Raw genomic sequence first — 16,848 nt, 5'->3', positions numbered from 1 at the left:
GAGGCCTGCGAGCCGCCGTGGCTCCTGGCGGATCAATCAGCGATCAGGCAGGGTGATATTGAGTTCCAGGATCGAGCAACTGCCCTGGTTTTCCAGAGCGACGTGCACGTCGTCGGACCCGATATTGACGTACTTGCGGATCACTTCCACCAGTTCCTTCTGCAAGGCGGGCAAGTAATCAGGGGTGCTGCGCTGGCCGCGTTCATGCGCCACGATGATCTGTAGACGCTCTTTCGCTACCGACGCGGTGCTGACCTTTTTGCTGGCACGAAAGAAGTCAAAAAGATTCATTATCTACCTCCAAACAGGCGCTCGAAGAATCCCTTCTTCTCGACATCAAGGAACCGATGTTCCACGGTTTTGCCCAGCAGACGATCGACCGCGTCGCTGTAGGCCTGGCCCGCATCGCTCTGGTCGTCGAGAATCACCGGTACGCCTTGGTTGGAAGCCTTGAGTACCGCCTGGGATTCGGGAATCACCCCGAGCAGGGTCACTGCGAGAATTTCTTTGACGTCTTCAACGCCGAGCATTTCGCCATTGCTGACGCGCTCCGGGTTGTAGCGGGTCAGCAGCAGGTGCTCCTTGATCGCATCTTCGCCCTTTTCGGCGCGGCGGGATTTGCTGGCCAGCAGGCCGAGCATGCGGTCGGAGTCACGGACCGAGGACACTTCAGGGTTGGTCACGACGATCGCTTCGTCGGCGAAGTACATGGCCAGGTGCGCGCCTTTCTCGATACCTGCAGGCGAGTCGCAGACCACGAACTCGAAGGTTTCCTTGAGTTCCATCAGGACTTTTTCCACGCCTTCGAGGGTCAGCGCGTCCTTGTCCCGGGTCTGGCTGGCGGCCAGCACGTAGAGGTTTTCCAGGCGCTTGTCTTTGATCAGGGCTTGCTGCAGGTTGGCTTCGCCGTTCACCACGTTGACGAAGTCATACACCACGCGACGCTCGCAGCCCATGATCAGGTCGAGGTTACGCAGGCCGACGTCGAAGTCGACGATGACTGTTTTGTGACCACGCAGAGCGAGGCCGGTACCGATAGCGGCGCTGGTGGTGGTTTTACCCACGCCACCCTTGCCGGATGTAACCACGAGAATCTTGGCCAAGGTGTTTCACCCCTAAGGAAAAAGGACTTTTAGCCCCTGAAAAACATCTCTTGAAAACTACTGCAGTCGGACAGCCTTGGCTGGAGCTCGGTCAGCGGCAGGGTTCATCGTCGATAAACACTGCTGATTGCCAATTTCCTACTTCGTTTGAGCCGTAATCGCTACGTTTTAGAGATGCTTGGAAAATGCGGCAGTATCCGTTAAAGGCGTGTGATGTTCAACACGTCACCCGACAGGCTGACCTGGACTCCAGAGCCCCATAGCGGGTCGCGTCGCAGGTCCTCGGAAACCTTGTACTGACCGGCGATGGAGATCAGTTCAGCGCTCAATTGCTGACAGAAAATCCGTGCCTTGGTGTCACCTTTGACGCCAGCCAGGGCCCGGCCGCGCATCGGGCCGTATACATGGATATTGCCATCGGCGAGAAGTTCCGCTCCGGGGCTGACCGAGGACACCACCACCAGATCGCCACCCTGGGCATAGATCTGCTGTCCGCCGCGTACTGGCGAAGTGATGATGCGGGTCGGTTTGACCGTAGGCTCCGGGGGCTTTTCCGGCACTTTCTTGATTTCGCTCTCGGGCGGCTCAAGTGGCCGTTCCCGGGCACCGGAAGGCGGTAGCACCGGCAGGTCGACGGCAATCGCCGCGGCAATGTCTTCTATGCGGCTGGCACGAATGGCCAGGGTGCGCAGGCCGTGCTGGCGGCAGACGCGCATCAGCCCGGGCAGATCCACCGAGCCCTCGGCGGCAGGCAGCTTGTCCAGCGCCAGCACCAGCGGCGCATTGCTGAAGAAGTTCGGGGCCTGGGCGACTTTCGCGGCCAGTTGGCGATCGAGGCCTTCAAGGTCGTTGCGGGCCAGTTCCAGCACCGTGATGGCGAGCATGCTGCCCTTTAACTGGAACACAGGATCTTGGTCTAGCGATTCGGTTTGGCTCATGGTCTGCAGAAGGCGGCTTGTCACTAAAAGTGCCGAGACTTATAACGAGATCGCCCGCGGCCCGCAAGCCAGGGCGAACCGATGTAGAATGCGCGACCTTGTTGTCTGTCCCGGAATCTGTAATGGATCGCCCGCGTTTTCGAGCTGCATTCTTGTCTCCACGTTTCTGGCCGCTGTGGCTGGGACTTGGCGTGTTATGGCTGATCGTCCAGCTGCCTTATCCCGTGCTCCTGCAAATCGGTCGTGCCCTGGGGGCGCTGATGTACCGGGTGGCCGGTGATCGGCGGGCGATCGCCCGGCGCAATCTGGAACTGTGCTTCCCGGAAAAGTCCGCCGCAGAGCGCAAGCGCCTGCTCAAGGAGAACTTCGCCTCCACCGGGATCGCCTTCTTCGAGATGGCCATGAGCTGGTGGTGGTCCAAGCCGCGCCTGGCGCGCCTGGCCCATGTCGAAGGGCTGGAACACCTCAAGCAGGCCCAGCGCGACGGGCATGGGGTGATTCTCATGGCCCTGCACTTCACCACCCTGGAGATCGGCGCGGCGCTGCTGGGCCAGCAGCACACCATTGACGGCATGTATCGCGAACACAAGAACCCGTTGTTCGACTTCATTCAGCGCCGTGGCCGTGAACGGCACAACCTGGACTCTCTGGCCGTCGAGCGTGAGGACGTGCGTGGCATGCTCAAGCTGCTGCGGGCCGGCCGGGCGATCTGGTACGCGCCGGATCAGGACTATGGCATCAAGCAGAGCCTGTTCGTGCCGCTGTTCGGCATCCAGGCCGCTACCGTTACCGCCACCAGCAAGTTCGCGCGTCTGGGCAAGGCCCTGGTGGTGCCTTTCACCCAGGAGCGCCTGGCCGACGGCAGTGGCTACCGCCTGGTGATCCATGCGCCGCTGACGGATTTCCCTGGCGCCACGGAAGAAGAGGATTGCCTGCGGATCAATCAGTGGGTCGAAACGGCGTTGCGCGCCTGCCCCGAGCAGTACCTATGGGCCCATCGGCGCTTCAAGAGCCGGCCGCCGGGCGAGCCCAAGCTCTACACGAAGCGCGGTTGAACTTACGGGTACCGATCGGGACCTTGTGCGCCATGGATGGAGTGAATTGATGAGTGCGGCGGAACCGGTTACCGGTTTGATTCTTTCGGGTGGTGGCGCCCGGGCGGCCTATCAGGTGGGCGTGCTGGCGGCGATTGCCGAGTTGATGGGCCCGGGGGCGCGCAATCCGTTTCCCGTGATTGTCGGCACCTCGGCCGGGGCCATCAATGCCGTCAGCCTGGCCAGTGGCGCCACGGATTTTTCCGCGGCAATCAAGCGTCTCACAGCGTTCTGGAGCAGCTTTCGCAGTGATCAGGTGATGCGCAGCGATTGGCCCGGGGTGATTCGCCAGGCCAGCCGTTTTGTCGGCCACAGTCTGCTGGGGCTTGGTGCTCAGGTGCCGGTGGCGTTGATCAACAACTCACCGTTGCGTGACCTGCTCAACCAGCACATGCACCTTTCGGGCATCAATCAGGCCATTGCCCAGGGGCAGTTGCACGCGGTGGCGGTAACGGCTTTCGGTTATGAATCCGGACAGGCGGTGACCTTCTATCAAGGGGGCGGGGTCATCAATCCCTGGTTGCGCCACCGGCGGATCGGCATTCCCACCCATCTGACGGTGGACCATCTGCTGGCCAGTGCGGCCATTCCCCTGTTGTTCGCTCCGGTCAAGCTCGACCAGGAATACTTCGGCGATGGCGCGGTGCGCCAGTCGGCGCCCATCAGTCCGGCCTTGCACCTGGGAGCCAGTCGCGTGCTGGTGGTGGGGGTCAGTGGCAACCCGCGGGGCAACGATCCGGACACCTCACTGCAGCGCACGTACACCGGGCAGCAGCCGACCCTGGCGCAGATCGGTGGCCATATGCTCAACAGCACCTTCATTGACAGCCTGGAAAGCGATATCGAGCTGCTGGAGCGACTCAATCATTTCAGTCGCCTGTTGCCGGGCAGCGCGGCGGATCGCAGCCTGGGCATTGCGCCTGTGGAAGTGCTGGTGATTGCCCCGAGCCAACCGATCGACGAAATCGCGGCGCGGCACCGGCAGGAGTTGCCGGCGGCGTTGCGCCTGTTCCTGCGTGGACCCGGGGCGACCCGCACCAGCGGTGCCGGGGTCCTGAGTTATCTGCTGTTCGAGGCGGCGTACTGCAGCGAGCTGATAGAACTGGGCCGCAGTGACGCCCTGGCCAAAGGGGAGGAGTTGGCGCGGTTTCTGGGACTCAAGGGCTTCGCGGGCACGCCCGCTCCTACAGAACCTGCGCCGTAGGAGCGTGCTTGCCCGCGAAGAGCGAGGCACGGGTCAACCGCACGTCGCCCAAAGCTCCGTACGGCATCAGCGGCTCGCCCAACAATCAGAAGTGGTACTTGACCAGCAGGCTGGCAGTGTCCTGGTTGGTCTCGAAGTTGCGCGAATCCTCGATACCGTACTTGTTCTTCCAGTAGTCGTATTCGAAACCGACGTACAACTGCTTGGCGCCCCAGTTCAGGGCCTTGCCCAAGTCATATTTGATCTGTGGGTTGAAGTGCAGGTTGGCGTGGTAGGTGCCCTTGGCGTTCTGGTCGTTGTCCACCACCCAGTCCATGAAACCGTCGATCAGGATGTCCGAGCGGCCCACGGGAATGGTGTAGGACCACACCGGAGTGATCTGCCAGACGTTGTCGCCCGGGCGGCTGCCTTCGGTGTGGCGCTGGTAGAAGTTCAACTGGAAGTAGTCGAAGCCCGGTACTGCCAGGTCGAAGCCCGGGCCGATCAGGTAGGACTCATTGTCGCCTTCGCCGAATTCGTAAGTGAACGCCAGGAGCACGTCCTTGATCGGGCCGAATTCCAGTTTCTGGTCGAAGATCTTGCCGAACGACAAGCGTGGCGAGAACTCGCCGTAGTAGGTGTCCGGGCCGACGTTGCCGTCTTCCTTGCCGTTGTAGAAGATCCGGTCGAGGAAGAAGAAGTTGTCGCCGTACTTCCAGGCGTCGGCATGTTCGAAGGTCACCGTCTGTTGAATCTGCGGGTTGACCTCGAAGTTCTTGCCGTACAAGTAAGTCAGGCTGTTGTTCTGCCACTGCAACAGGTCGCCAGCCGCGGCCTGTCCCCCCACCAGCGCACTGGCGGCCAACATCAGGCTCTTGCACATCGGTTTCATTCGGTTGCTCCCAAGTAGGTAGTTCCACGTTTTTATGGCTCGGCGCTCTGGTATGGCGCCTTTTTTCTTTGCTTTAAAAAACCATCCGATCGGTCAGCTTTGTTGCTGGTAGCAAGAGCTGAGCCAAGGCCGAAAAAAAGCAAAAAAACTCCCGGTCGGCTGTAGCAATACAGTCGAACGAGAGTGTTTCGAGCGTTGATTTCGTGCGCCTCGAGACCTGTCCTGGCCGGGATAAGTTGGCCTTCAGGTCAGGTTTTTCATCCGGGCTTTTTTTTAGACCGGATTTGCGCGGCCGCGGAGAATACTGGCTCCCACGGCAGGGCTCAAGTGCTCTGCAACAGCGCACTGGCAGCCACTTTGGGGCAGGCAGATCGCACATCTCAGCGCGCTGTCCGTACTGAGAGGCGCAGAAACCGCGCGGACGACCCGCCATCAGGGGCGCAGTGGGTGGCCGCAAGTGGGTGAGCGGCGGACAGTTGTCGGGCTGGTGCAGGCTGCATGGCGGGCTCCCTGTTTATTCTTGTTTTCAAGGCGCGGCGTTGTTGGGCAGTGATCGGTGCAGGGCTGACGAGCACTGCACTTATGCATGAGCGGTGAGGCAGGGATCGGGGCGCCGGTCCGGCGCCCTGGTCAAGCCTTAATGCTGGTGAGCCTGTTCAGCGTTGCTGATGGCGCGCTCGGTGCCCCCGAGAATGTTGAACAGCAGGTTCAGCACCAGGGCGCTCAAGGTCGCCATGGCAATGCCGCTGTGGGTGATGGGGCTCATCCACAGTGGCAGGTGGGCAAAGAACTCCGGGCGCACCACGGGAATCAGGCCCATGCCGATGCTCACCGCCACCAGCAGTTGATTGCGCCGGTCGCCAATATCAGCCTCCTGGAGGATCTTGATCCCGGTGGCGGCCACCATGCCGAACATGGCGATGGCTGCGCCGCCCAGTACCGCTGGAGGAATCGAGGCCACCAGGAATGCCGCCTTGGGCAGCAGGCTGAGGATGATCAGCAGGCCGCCGGCAACGATGGTCACGGAACGGCAGCGCACCCCGGTCATCTGCACCAGGCCGATGTTCTGGGCGAATGAAGAGTGGGTGAAGGTGTTGAGGAAACCGGCGAAGAACGAGGCGCCGGCATCACACAGCAGGCCACGGCGCAGCATGCGCGGGGTGACCTCCTGGCCGGTGATCTTGCCCAGGGCCAGGAACATCCCGGTGGATTCGACAAAGATGATCACCACCACCAGGCACATGGACAGGATGGGCGCCAGGTGGAACTGCGGCATGCCGAAGTGCAGCGGGGTGACGACCTGCAGCCAGGGCGCCTGGGCCATGCCGCTGAGGTCGACCATGCCGATCATGCCGCACAGCACGTAGCCAAGGCCCATGCCGATCAGCACGGAAATGTTCACCCAGAAACCACGCATGAAACGATGGATCAGCAGGATGGTGCCCAGCACCAGTGCAGCGATGGTCAGGTAGATGGGCGAACCGAACTGCGCGGTACTGCTGCCACCGCCGGCCCAGTTCACCGCCACCGGAAACAGTGACAGGCCGATCGAGGTGATCACCGTGCCGGTGACCAGGGGCGGGAAGAAGCGCACCACCTTGGACATGAACGGCGCCATCAGCATGCCGAAGAAGCCTGCGGCGATGGTGGCGCCAAAAATGCCTTGCATGCCGATGCCGGGCATGCCGGCCATGGCCACCATGCTGCCTACGGCGGCAAAACTGGCGCCCATCATCACCGGCATGCGAATGCCCATGGGGCCGATGCCCATCGACTGGACGATGGTGGCGATTCCGGCCACCAGCAGGTCGGCATTGATCAGGAAGGCGATTTCTTCACGACTCAGGCCCGCGGCCTGTCCGATGATCAGCGGCACCGCAATTGCACCGCCATACATCAGCAGAACGTGTTGCAGCCCCACCAGGATCAGTTGCAGGAAAGGCAAGCGCACAATGGCGGGCGCGGCGGGGACGCACTGTTCGGATGAATCGGACATGCAACACCTCGAATCTTTTTATTCTTGTGATTTAACCGCTGCGTCATGGTGCGCAACGGGTTTGCCGCGGACGAATCTTGGACGGCTGACGGCAATCAAGCCCGCCCCTACAGATGAATCCGGTTCTGTAGGAGCGAGCTTGCTCGCGAAGCAGCCTGGGTGTAGGCACTGATCAGTGGGTCTGGGCCCCCTGGGCAATCCAGGCGCCGATCAATTCACGTTCCTGCTGGGTCATCTGGGTGATGTTGCCCAGCGGCATGATCTGGCTGGTCACGGCCTGGGCCTGGATACGCGCAGCTTGCAGGCGGATCTGTTCCGGTGTGTCGAACATCACCCCGGCAGGCGCGGCGCTGAACAGCGGGCTGGTGGGCTTGGCCGAGTGGCAGACCGCGCAACGCTCCTGTATCACGCTGTGCACCTTGTCGAAGGCCAGGCCGGCATTCGAAGCCTGCGCCGGGGCGCTGGCCGCGGCAGGCGCAGCTGGCGCTGGTGCTGGTGCTGGCTGAGCTTCGGTCGTGGTTGCCGGTTTGCCACCCAGGGCGGTTTCCGGCAATGGCTGGAACTGGGTCTGGGCAGGGGCCTTGGCCACGTCCGCAGCACTGGGCGCTGGCGTCGGACCGGTCACATAGGCCAGGCAGATCATGCCCAGCGCCGCCACGGGCAGGGTCCAGGCGAACTTGTGGCTGTCATGACGGGTGTTGAAGTAGTGACGCACCAGCACTGCCAGGACCGCGATCCCGGCCAGGATCAACCAGTTGTACTGGCTGCCGTAGGTGCTCGGGAAGTGGTTGCTGATCATGATGAACAGCACGGGCAGGGTGAAGTAGTTGTTGTGACGCGAACGCAACAGGCCCTTGGCCGGCAGGGTCGGGTCGGGGGTGCGGTTTTCCGCGATCGCCGCCACCAGCGCCCGCTGGGCCGGCATGATGATGCGGAACACGTTGCCCACCATGATGGTGCCGATGATTGCACCCACATGCAGGTACGCTCCTCGGCCGCTGAACACCTTGCTGAAGCCGTAGGCGGCGCCGATCAGCAGGAGGAACAGAATGAAGCCGAGCAGGGCGGGTTTCTTGCCCAGTGGCGAGTCGCAGAGGAAGTCGTAGACGAACCAGCCGGCGATCAGCGCACCGATCCCGATGGCCACGCCTTCAGGGCCGGTCAGGCCGCTGCCGGGAGCCACCAGGTAGAGCATCGGGTTGTAGTAGAACACCAGGCACAGCAGGGCGATCCCCGACATCCAGGTGAAGTAGGCTTCCCACTTGAACCAGTGCAGGTTCTCCGGCATCGAGGGAGGGGCCAGCTTGTATTTTTCCAGGTGATAGATACCGCCACCGTGAATCGCCCAGAGGTCGCCGGACAGGCCGTCCTTGGGGTTGACGCGATTGAGGTTGTTCTCCAGCCAGACGAAGTAGAACGATGCGCCGATCCAGGCCACACCAGTGATCATATGTACCCAACGCACGCTCAGGTTGAGCCATTCCAACAGATGTGCTTCCACAGTCTTTACCTCTTGCCTGTCACCCTTGTTGTCGAGTGATCGGGCCTTCTCTTATTGGTGGGGGGCGAGGATCAAACGCTCATCCTCTTTGAAGAAATGCTCATCGCAGTTATTGCCTTTGCCACTGCGATCAACCACCAGGAAGTCATCCCGCTTTTCGATCGTCAGCACCGGGTGGTGCCAGACGCCGCGATGGTAATTGATGCCCTGCCTGCCATTGCTGACGAAGGCGCGGACCAAGCCTGATACAGGTTCATCGCCAAGTGGCGCGACCACGATCAGAAAGGGGTTGCCGAGCAGCGGGATGAAGGCCTGGCTGCCCAGCGGATGGCGTTCCAGCATGCGAATGGTCAAGGGCATTTCCAGCGCGTCGGCGCGGAAGATGCTGATGATCGCTTCGTCCTCCGGCTGGGCGGTTTCAACCGTCGCCAGGCGGTGGAAGCGCATGGTCGAACCATTGTTGATCATGAAGTGGTCGCTGCCGTCGGTCTCGATTACGTCACCGAAGGGGGCGAAGGCTTCTTTGCTCAGGGGTTCAATCACTAATGTGCGCATGCTGTTCTTCTTATATTCTCTGATAAGGGTGTCGGTTCATCATCCCCTGGCGCCGCCGGCTTGCCGGCGACGGCGGCCTCAAGCGGAGCGGGGATGCTGAGCTGCCGCTACAGGGCCTGTAGGCGGAACAGGGCGATCTTGTTGATCTCGGCCAGCGCGCATTTGAACTCGGTATCCACGGTGTTGTGGATGCGGGTTTCGAACGCGGCGAGGATCTGGTGCCGGTTGCTGCCCTTCACCGCCATGATGAAGGGAAACTTGAACTTGGCCTTGTAGGCATCGTTCAACTCGGTGAAACGCTGGAACTCTTCGGCCGTGCATTGGTGAATGCCGGCACCGGCCTGTTCGTTGGTGCTGGCTTCGGTCAGCTGGCCCTGGACGGCGGCTTTGCCGGCCAGGTCCGGGTGAGCGTTGATCAGTGCCAATTGGGCGGCGTGATCGGCGCTCAAGAGGATATCGCTCATGCGCTGGTGCAGGCCTTCGATCTGGTCGACGGAGGCGTCGAGGCCCAGGTCGTAGGCTTTTTCAGCCACCCACGGCGAATGCTCGTAGATGTCGGCGAAGGCCTTGACGAAGGCTTCACGGCTCAGGCTCGAGGGCTTGAGGCTCTGGAAGGCGGTCATTTCGTCGCTCCCTGGTAAGGATGGGTCTGTTGCCAGTGGCGGGCGATGTCGACGCGGCGGGTGAACCAGACCTGTTCATGGCCTTTGACGTACTCGATGAAGCGCTTGAGCGAAGCCAGGCGTGCAGGGCGGCCGATCAGGCGGCAGTGCAGGCCGATGGAGAGCATCTTCGGCGCTTCGGCACCTTCGGCGTAGAGCACGTCGAAAGCGTCTTTGAGGTAGTGGAAGAAGTCGTCGCCCTTGTTGAAGCCTTGCACCTGGGTGAAGCGCATGTCGTTGGTGTCCAGGGTGTAAGGGATCACCAGGTGGGGCTTGCCGGTAGGGTTGTTGGGTTCCCAGTAGGGCAGGTCATCGTCGTAGGTATCGCAGTCGTAGAGGAAACCGCCTTCCTCCATCACCAGGCGCCGGGTGTTCGGGCCGGTGCGGCCGGTGTACCAGCCCAGGGGACGCTCGCCGGTGATCTCGGTGAGGATGCGGATGGCTTCGAGCATGTGCTCGCGTTCCTGGGCCTCGTCCATGTACTGGTAGTCGATCCAGCGGTAGCCGTGGCTGCAGATCTCGTGACCGGCTTCGACCATGGCGCGGATCACGTCCGGGTGGCGCTGGGCGGCCATGGCCACGGCGAAGATGGTCAGCGGAATGTCGAATTCCTTGAACAGCTTGAGAATCCGCCAGACGCCGGCGCGGCTGCCGTACTCGTAAAGCGATTCCATGCTCATGTTGCGCTCGCCCTGCAGCGGCTGCGCCGAAACCATTTCCGACAGAAAGGCTTCCGATTCCTTGTCGCCATGAAGGATGTTGCGCTCGCCGCCTTCTTCGTAATTGAGCACGAAGGACAGGGCGATGCGGGCATTGCCCGGCCAGTGAGGATGAGGAGGGGTGGAGCCGTAACCGATCAGGTCGCGAGGGTAGTCAGCGCTCACTGCAGTCTTCCTTCTTGTTCGTGATAACGGTGGCGTGGCGGAACCTGAAGCCGGGAAGCCAGGTGGGCGTCACTGCGATGGGGCGATTGTATACAAATTTATATTCAGTTTGTAAGCCCGATTTTTTGCATTTTTCCGCTTTTGTCACGAGGGATCCTGCTTGCAAGAAACTTGCCCGGTTGGTCAGCTTATGCCTGGAGAGTCGCCTGCTGCTGAGGTTTGGAGGGTGATTCGCAAGTTGCCGGGGAGGGCACCGGTTGTGGGCATATTTGTGATTATTATTGTGTACAATTTTTTTGAAAAATGTCTTAATCGGAACCTCTCCGCAGCCTTTTCACTGCTGAAACGCCGCGGTCCCCTTTCAATCACTGACTCCGGGAGGCGCGAGGCCTGTTCACTCATTGGGCGACAGGCACGCAGAATCAATGGGACGTTTGACTACACATGTTTTGGATGCCGCACATGGCTGCCCTGGCAGCGCTATCAAGGTCGAGCTGTATCGGGTTGAAGGGACGCAGCTGGAACTGGTCGCCAGCGCCCTGACCAATAGCGATGGCCGCTGCGACAGTCCCTTGCTGCAGGGGGAGGACTACCGCTCCGGGGTCTACCAGTTGCAGTTCCATGCCGGTGACTACTACCGCGCCCGAGGCGTGCCACTGCCGCAGCCGGCCTTTCTGGATGTAGTGGTGCTGCGTTTTGGCATCAGTGCCGAGCAGGAGCATTACCACGTGCCGCTGTTGATCTCGCCTTACAGCTATTCGACCTACAGAGGAAGCTAGGACTTACCCCCAAGAATCCTGCGCAAATAGCTTCTTTTGGTCCTTGCCCGCTCACACTGCGGGCTTTTTTTCGTCCTGTTGAAAGTGCCGCCGGTGCAGGTGGCTATTGGCGGGTTGGCAACAAGCGTGTCAACGACTCAGGAGGGATGCAGCTCCAGCCGCGCCGAACAGTCCGGCGCTGAGGCGATTGAACCAACTCTGGCCCTTGCCGCTGCGCAGGTAGCCGGCGGCGCCGCGGGCGCCAAGGCCGTAGGCCAGCTTGCAGCCCAGGTCCAGCAGGGTCCAGGTGGCGAGCATGATCAGCAGTTGCGGCATAAACGGTTGCTGGGCGCTGAGAAACTGCGGCAGGAAGGCGGCGAAAAACAGAATGTCCTTCGGATTGCTCGCCCCCAGGACAAAAGCGCGCCCGAACAGTGCACGAAAGCGCGGTATCGGTGCGGCATCCATCAGCACGGCGCCTTGCTTGTGCAGCCGTGACTGCAGCCAGCTTTGCCGGGCCAGATAGAACAGGTAAAGCGCGCCGACGATCTTCAAGGTGCTGAACAGCTGTTCCGAGGCCATCAACACCGCCCCCAGGCCCAGGGCCGATGCGCTCAACAGGCAGATCGAGGCCAGCACGCCACCCAGAAACGCCGGGTAGGAGCGGCGCAGGCCATGGTTCAGGCTGTTGCTGATCATCAGCAAGGACAAGGGCCCGGGGATCAGAATCACCACCAGTGCAGCGCCACTGAACAACAGCCAGGTTTCCGGGTTCATCACGTTCTCTCCATGCGCAAAAGCCCCATCCGGCGGGATGGGGCAGGTGAAGCCGGAGCAATTTACAAGAAAATGAACTTGGCGATGAAGATTGCGCACAGCACATACAGGCTGATGGAGATTTCCTTGTGCTTGCCGGTTCCGGCCTTGAGCACCACATAGGTGATGAAGCCCAGGGCAATGCCGTCGGCAACGGAGAAGGTCAGGGGCATCATGATTGCCGTGACGATGGCCGGAATGCTGTCGGTGGCTTCGTCCCAGTTGATGTGGGCCATGCCGCCCATCATCAGCATCGCGACATAGATGAGGGCGCCGGCTGTGGCGTAGGCGGGGATCATCCCCGCCAGCGGCGCGAAGAACATGGCGGCGATGAACAGCACGCCTACGGTGACTGCCGTCAGACCGGTGCGCCCGCCGGCCGCCACCCCGGCGGCACTTTCCACATAACTGGTCACTGGCGGTACGCCGACCACGGCGCCGAAGACGCTGGAGGCGCTGTCCGCCTTGAGGGCCCGGGACAGGTTCTCGATCTTGCCGTCGGGGTTGACCAGGCCGGCGCGCTGCGCCACGCCCATCAGGGTGCCGGCGGTGTCGAACATGTGCACGAAAAGGAAGGCCAGGACCACGCTGATCATGCTGACGTTGAACACCCCGGCGATATCCATGGCCATCCAGGTTGGCGCCAGGCTCGGTGGGGTGGAGAGAATACCGTTGTAGTGCACCAGGTCCATGCCCCAGCCGGCCAGGGTCACGGCGATGATGCTGAGCAGAATGGCGCCGAACACCCGGTGGTAGCTGAGCACCGCGATCATCAGAAAGCAGATCGCCGCCAGCAGCGGGCCGGGCTCGCGCAGGGAGCCGAGCTTGATCAGGGTCGCCGGACTGTCGACGATGATGCCGGCGGTTTTCAGGCCGATCAGGCCGAGAAACAGGCCGACCCCGGCGCCCATGGCATAGCGCAGGCTCACCGGAATGCTGTTGAGCAGCCATTCACGGACCCGGGACAGGGTCAGGATCATGAACAGCACGCCGGAAATAAACACGGCTCCGAGAGCCGTTTCCCAGTGGTAGCCCATGGTGCCGACCACGGTGTAGGTGAAAAAGGCGTTCAAGCCCATGCCCGGGGCCAGGCCCACCGGCCAGTTGGCGTACAGGCCCATTAACAGGCAGCCCAGGGCGGCAGCGATGCAGGTGGCGACGAAGGCGGCGCCGTGATCGATACCGGCATCGGCCATGATGTTGGGGTTGACGAAGATGATGTAGGCCATGGTGATGAAGGTTGTCAGACCGGCAATCAGCTCGGTCTTCACCGTGGTGCCGTGCAACCTGAGTTTGAAGATGCGTTCCAGCCAGCCGCTGTTCAGCGAGGGCGAGAGGTCCAGCGGAGAGGCTTCGGATTTGCGGCTTTCCACAGCGAGTACTCCTCAAGAGTTTTATTGTTTTTTCCAGAACCGGGCATCAGAAGGTGGGCGGCGGCTCTTTGAGGCAGGCAGGGCTTGTGGGGTTTGTTGACTTTAAGGTCAAGAACTCACACGGGCGAATTATGCTTTTGTATACAAAGAAAGCAAATAATGTTTTTGCTTTTGTGTGCGAAAAATCTGAGGGCGTGGCTATATACCGGCCCCCGCTTATGCCCAGGGGCCGACCGTCGTGCGTGTGCGATAGACGCCGCCCGAGCGGACGGCGAGGGAGGGCAGGATCAGAGGTCTGCGGTTTTTCCGGCCAGGGCCTGGTTCACCGCCAGCCAGCCGTCGACGGCGCTTTCTCCAGCTTCGCTGAACGCGCGTTGCAGCAGCTTGACCTGCTCGCGGCGCAAGGCTTGTTCGAAACGCGCACCATCGGCGCTCAACTGCAGCAGGCGTTTTCGTTTGTCGCTGTCCGGGGCGACGCTGTCCACCAGGTGCATTTCCATGAGTTGGCGCAAGGGCGTGTTCAACGCCTGCTTGCTCACACCCAGCAGGTTGAGCAGCTCTTTCACGCTCAGCCCCGGGTAGCGCGCGATGAAGAACACGATGCGTTGGTGCACGCGACTCAGGCCACGGCGTTCGAGCATTTCGTCGGCCTTGGCGGTGAAGGCCTGATAGCCAAAGAAGAAGGCCTCCATGGCGGCCTGTTGCGAGGTCGGGTTTTTAAGGTCAAGCATATTGACGTATCTGCGAGAGTCGGCGTAATTTTGGTCAAGCAGTTTGACGTATTTTCTCCCTCCTTCGCTAGCGGTGATCTCCATGGCTTTCTCCGAACGTGTATCGCGCCTCAAAAGCTCCCTGATCCGTGAAATCCTGGCAGCGGCCCAGCGCCCGGAAGTGATGTCGTTCGCTGGAGGCCTGCCGGCCGAAGTGATGCTGCCCAAGGTGCAGTGGCAAGACATGCCGCTGTCCATGGGGCAGTACGGCATGAGTGAAGGCGAGCCGCAGTTGCGAGAGGCCCTGGCTGCCGAGGCGCGCAAGCTGGGTGTAGCCTGCGAGGCGAGCCAGGTCCTGGTGGTCAGCGGCTCCCAGCAGACCCTCGATCTGGCGGCCAAGCTCTACATCGACAAGGGCACGCGGATCATGCTGGAGGCCCCGACCTATCTGGCGGCCCTGCAGATCTTCCAGCTGTTCGGTGCTGATTGCCTGACGGTGCCCCTGGAGGCTGACGGTCCGGACCTGGCGCAGATGCGGGCGAACCTGGAACAGCATCGTCCGGCCTTCGTCTACCTGATTCCGACCTTCCAGAACCCATCGGCGGTGCGCTATAGCGAGAGCAAGCGCGCCGCCGTGGCGGCGTTGCTGGACGAGTTCGGGGTCACCCTGATCGAGGACGAGCCCTATCGCGAACTGACTTTCGATGGTGGCAGTGCCACGCCGATTGTCAGTCGTCTGCAGAAGGCCAGCTGGATCTACACCGGCACGGTGTCGAAAACCTTGCTCCCGGGATTGCGGGTCGGCTACCTGATTGCCAGTCCGGACCTGTTTCCCCACCTGTTGCGTCTGAAACAGTCTGCTGACCTGCACACCAACCGCGTCGGCCAGTGGCAAGCCATGCAATGGATCGGCAGCCGGCAGTTCCAGGAGCACCTGGACGCGCTGCGCAGTTTCTACCGCCAGCGACGGGATGCTTTCCAGGTGGCATTGCAGAGTCATTTCGCCGATCTGGCGGATTGGCAGGTGCCCGAGGGCGGTCTGTTTTTCTGGTTGAGCTTGAAACAGCCCCTGGATACCCGCACTTTGCTCAAGTCGGCGTTGGAGCAGGACGTGACTTTTATGCCCGGCGAACCGTTCTTCTCTGAACCGGAGCGCAATCATGGGCATCTGCGGCTGAATTTCAGCCATATCGATCCGGCGCGTCTGGACGAAGGCCTCAAGCGGCTGGCCACCGTGATACGTCAAGCACAGGCTGCACAGGCAGCCTAAGGGGAGGGCCATGTACAAGGTTTATGGCGATTACCGTTCGGGCAACTGCTACAAGATCAAGCTGATGCTCAATTTGCTGGGGCTGCCCTATGAATGGCAGGCGGTGGACATTCTCGGAGGCGATACCCAGACCGAGGCTTTCCTGGCGAAAAATCCCAACGGCAAGATTCCGGTGCTGGAACTGGAAGACGGCACTTGTCTGTGGGAGTCCAACGCGATTCTCAACTTTCTCGCCGATGGCAGCGAGTTCCTGCCCAGCGAACCGCGCCTGCGTACCCAGGTTCTGCAGTGGCAATTCTTCGAGCAATACAGCCATGAGCCCTATATCGCCGTGGCGCGTTTTATCCAAGTCTACGAAGGCTTGCCCGAAGAGCGTCGGGAGGAATACCTGAAGTTGCACAAGCGTGGCTACAAGGCACTGGATGTGATGGAAAAGCAGCTGAGCCGCACGCCTTACCTGGTGGGCGAGCACTATTCGATTGCCGATATCGCGCTCTATGCCTACACCCACGTAGCCCATGAAGGCGGCTTCGACCTGGCCCGATACCCGGGGATCCAGGCCTGGATCCAGCGAGTGCAGAGCCATCCGCGGCATGTCGGGATGTTCGATTGAACGGACCTGGCCGGATCTGCAACTGACCCGGGACGGCATCGTCCCGGGGAAGGGCCTCAGGCCGCGGAGAAGCGCTGGTTCAGGTAATCGATGATCACCTTGGATTCGTACATCCAGGTGGTCTGGCCGTTTTCTTCGATCCGCAGGCACGGCACCTTGATCTTGCCGCCCTGTTCCAGCAGGGTCTGGCGATCCTGCTCGTTGTTCTTGGCGTCGCGCAGGGCCACCGGCACGTTCAGGCGGTGCAGGGTGCGGCGGGTCTTCACGCAGAACGGGCAGGCGTGGAATTGATACAGGGTCAGGCCCTTGGCGGCCGCTTCGACGTTCGCCTGAGCAGCAGCTGTGCGCTTCTGCTTGCGCGGACGGGTGATGAAGTCGATGAAAATGATGAGTTGACCCAGGCCGACTCGCAGCGCTTTGACGATCACGGTATTGCCTCTTGCCCATGAATGAAGGGGCGGCAGCTTACCTGATTTTGCCGGGCGAAAAAAAACCGGCGA

At 61.2% G+C, this 16,848-nt stretch carries 18 protein-coding genes; 5 read left to right on the top strand and 13 right to left on the bottom strand.

Annotated features, from left to right (window positions below; genetic code table 11):
• Positions 1-36 precede the first annotated feature (36 nt).
• The 3 genes from minE to minC form a co-directional block, all read right to left on the bottom strand.
• Entirely contained in the window at positions 37-291 is a 255-nt protein-coding gene (minE, locus tag POS17_RS21925) for a cell division topological specificity factor MinE (RefSeq protein ID WP_007898843.1), read from the bottom strand.
• On the bottom strand, positions 291-1,103 hold the full coding sequence (gene minD, locus POS17_RS21920) for a septum site-determining protein MinD (protein ID WP_011062650.1): 813 nt from the start codon (positions 1,101-1,103) through the stop codon (positions 291-293). The genes minE and minD overlap by 1 nt, the downstream gene beginning before the upstream one ends.
• Before the next feature lie 200 nt (positions 1,104-1,303).
• A complete protein-coding gene (gene minC, locus POS17_RS21915; protein WP_060840504.1) occupies positions 1,304-2,041 on the bottom strand; it encodes a septum site-determining protein MinC in 738 nt (245 codons plus the stop codon).
• 122 nt (positions 2,042-2,163) lie between these two features.
• Between minC and POS17_RS21910 the strand changes: the two genes are divergently transcribed.
• Positions 2,164-3,096, top strand: a complete 933-nt coding sequence (locus tag POS17_RS21910; RefSeq protein WP_060840503.1) for a lipid A biosynthesis lauroyl acyltransferase — start codon at positions 2,164-2,166, stop codon at positions 3,094-3,096.
• Positions 3,097-3,145: 49 nt separating this feature from the next.
• Complete coding sequence (locus POS17_RS21905; RefSeq protein WP_060840502.1) at positions 3,146-4,339, top strand: patatin-like phospholipase family protein; 1,194 nt, start codon at positions 3,146-3,148, stop codon at positions 4,337-4,339.
• An 85-nt stretch (positions 4,340-4,424) separates the two neighbouring features.
• Here POS17_RS21905 and POS17_RS21900 read toward each other — a convergent pair whose 3' ends face one another.
• The 6 genes from POS17_RS21900 to puuE form a co-directional block, all read right to left on the bottom strand.
• Complete coding sequence (locus tag POS17_RS21900; protein ID WP_060840501.1) at positions 4,425-5,210, bottom strand: outer membrane protein OmpK; 786 nt, start codon at positions 5,208-5,210, stop codon at positions 4,425-4,427.
• A 637-nt stretch (positions 5,211-5,847) separates the two neighbouring features.
• On the bottom strand, positions 5,848-7,206 hold the full coding sequence (locus tag POS17_RS21895) for a nucleobase:cation symporter-2 family protein (protein WP_060840500.1): 1,359 nt from the start codon (positions 7,204-7,206) through the stop codon (positions 5,848-5,850).
• A 172-nt stretch (positions 7,207-7,378) separates the two neighbouring features.
• Positions 7,379-8,707: a urate hydroxylase PuuD gene (locus POS17_RS21890; RefSeq protein ID WP_060840499.1), complete on the bottom strand. Its 1,329-nt coding sequence runs from the start codon at positions 8,705-8,707 to the stop codon at positions 7,379-7,381.
• Between the two features lie 51 nt (positions 8,708-8,758).
• Entirely contained in the window at positions 8,759-9,262 is a 504-nt protein-coding gene (locus tag POS17_RS21885) for an ureidoglycolate lyase (RefSeq protein ID WP_016962791.1), read from the bottom strand.
• Positions 9,263-9,369: 107 nt separating this feature from the next.
• On the bottom strand, positions 9,370-9,885 hold the full coding sequence (uraD, locus tag POS17_RS21880) for a 2-oxo-4-hydroxy-4-carboxy-5-ureidoimidazoline decarboxylase (RefSeq protein ID WP_060840498.1): 516 nt from the start codon (positions 9,883-9,885) through the stop codon (positions 9,370-9,372).
• Positions 9,882-10,808, bottom strand: a complete 927-nt coding sequence (puuE, locus tag POS17_RS21875; protein WP_060840497.1) for an allantoinase PuuE — start codon at positions 10,806-10,808, stop codon at positions 9,882-9,884. Before puuE ends, uraD begins: the two co-directional genes overlap by 4 nt.
• Before the next feature lie 425 nt (positions 10,809-11,233).
• On the opposite strand from puuE, the gene uraH reads away from it, so the two are divergent.
• A complete protein-coding gene (gene uraH / locus POS17_RS21870) occupies positions 11,234-11,587 on the top strand; it encodes a hydroxyisourate hydrolase (protein WP_060840496.1) in 354 nt (117 codons plus the stop codon).
• A 129-nt stretch (positions 11,588-11,716) separates the two neighbouring features.
• Here uraH and POS17_RS21865 read toward each other — a convergent pair whose 3' ends face one another.
• The 3 genes from POS17_RS21865 to POS17_RS21855 form a co-directional block, all read right to left on the bottom strand.
• Positions 11,717-12,343, bottom strand: a complete 627-nt coding sequence (locus POS17_RS21865; RefSeq protein WP_060840495.1) for a LysE family translocator — start codon at positions 12,341-12,343, stop codon at positions 11,717-11,719.
• A gap of 62 nt (positions 12,344-12,405) precedes the next feature.
• A complete protein-coding gene (locus tag POS17_RS21860) occupies positions 12,406-13,755 on the bottom strand; it encodes an NCS2 family permease (protein WP_060840494.1) in 1,350 nt (449 codons plus the stop codon).
• 287 nt (positions 13,756-14,042) lie between these two features.
• Complete coding sequence (locus tag POS17_RS21855; protein WP_060840493.1) at positions 14,043-14,486, bottom strand: MarR family transcriptional regulator; 444 nt, start codon at positions 14,484-14,486, stop codon at positions 14,043-14,045.
• Between the two features lie 82 nt (positions 14,487-14,568).
• Here POS17_RS21855 and POS17_RS21850 point away from each other — a divergent pair, with 82 nt between their 5' ends.
• Entirely contained in the window at positions 14,569-15,735 is a 1,167-nt protein-coding gene (locus tag POS17_RS21850; RefSeq protein WP_060840492.1) for an aminotransferase-like domain-containing protein, read from the top strand.
• Between the two features lie 10 nt (positions 15,736-15,745).
• On the top strand, positions 15,746-16,348 hold the full coding sequence (locus tag POS17_RS21845) for a glutathione S-transferase family protein (protein WP_060840491.1): 603 nt from the start codon (positions 15,746-15,748) through the stop codon (positions 16,346-16,348).
• Positions 16,349-16,404: 56 nt separating this feature from the next.
• Here the strand turns inward: POS17_RS21845 and POS17_RS21840 are convergent, their stop codons facing one another.
• Positions 16,405-16,776, bottom strand: a complete 372-nt coding sequence (locus POS17_RS21840) for a glutathione S-transferase N-terminal domain-containing protein (RefSeq protein ID WP_060840490.1) — start codon at positions 16,774-16,776, stop codon at positions 16,405-16,407.
• Between the last annotated feature and the right edge of the window lie 72 nt (positions 16,777-16,848).

The organism is Pseudomonas sp. Os17 (genome assembly GCF_001547895.1).
Lineage (GTDB): Bacteria > Pseudomonadota > Gammaproteobacteria > Pseudomonadales > Pseudomonadaceae > Aquipseudomonas.
This window is presented reverse-complemented; position numbering and strand designations above follow the sequence as displayed.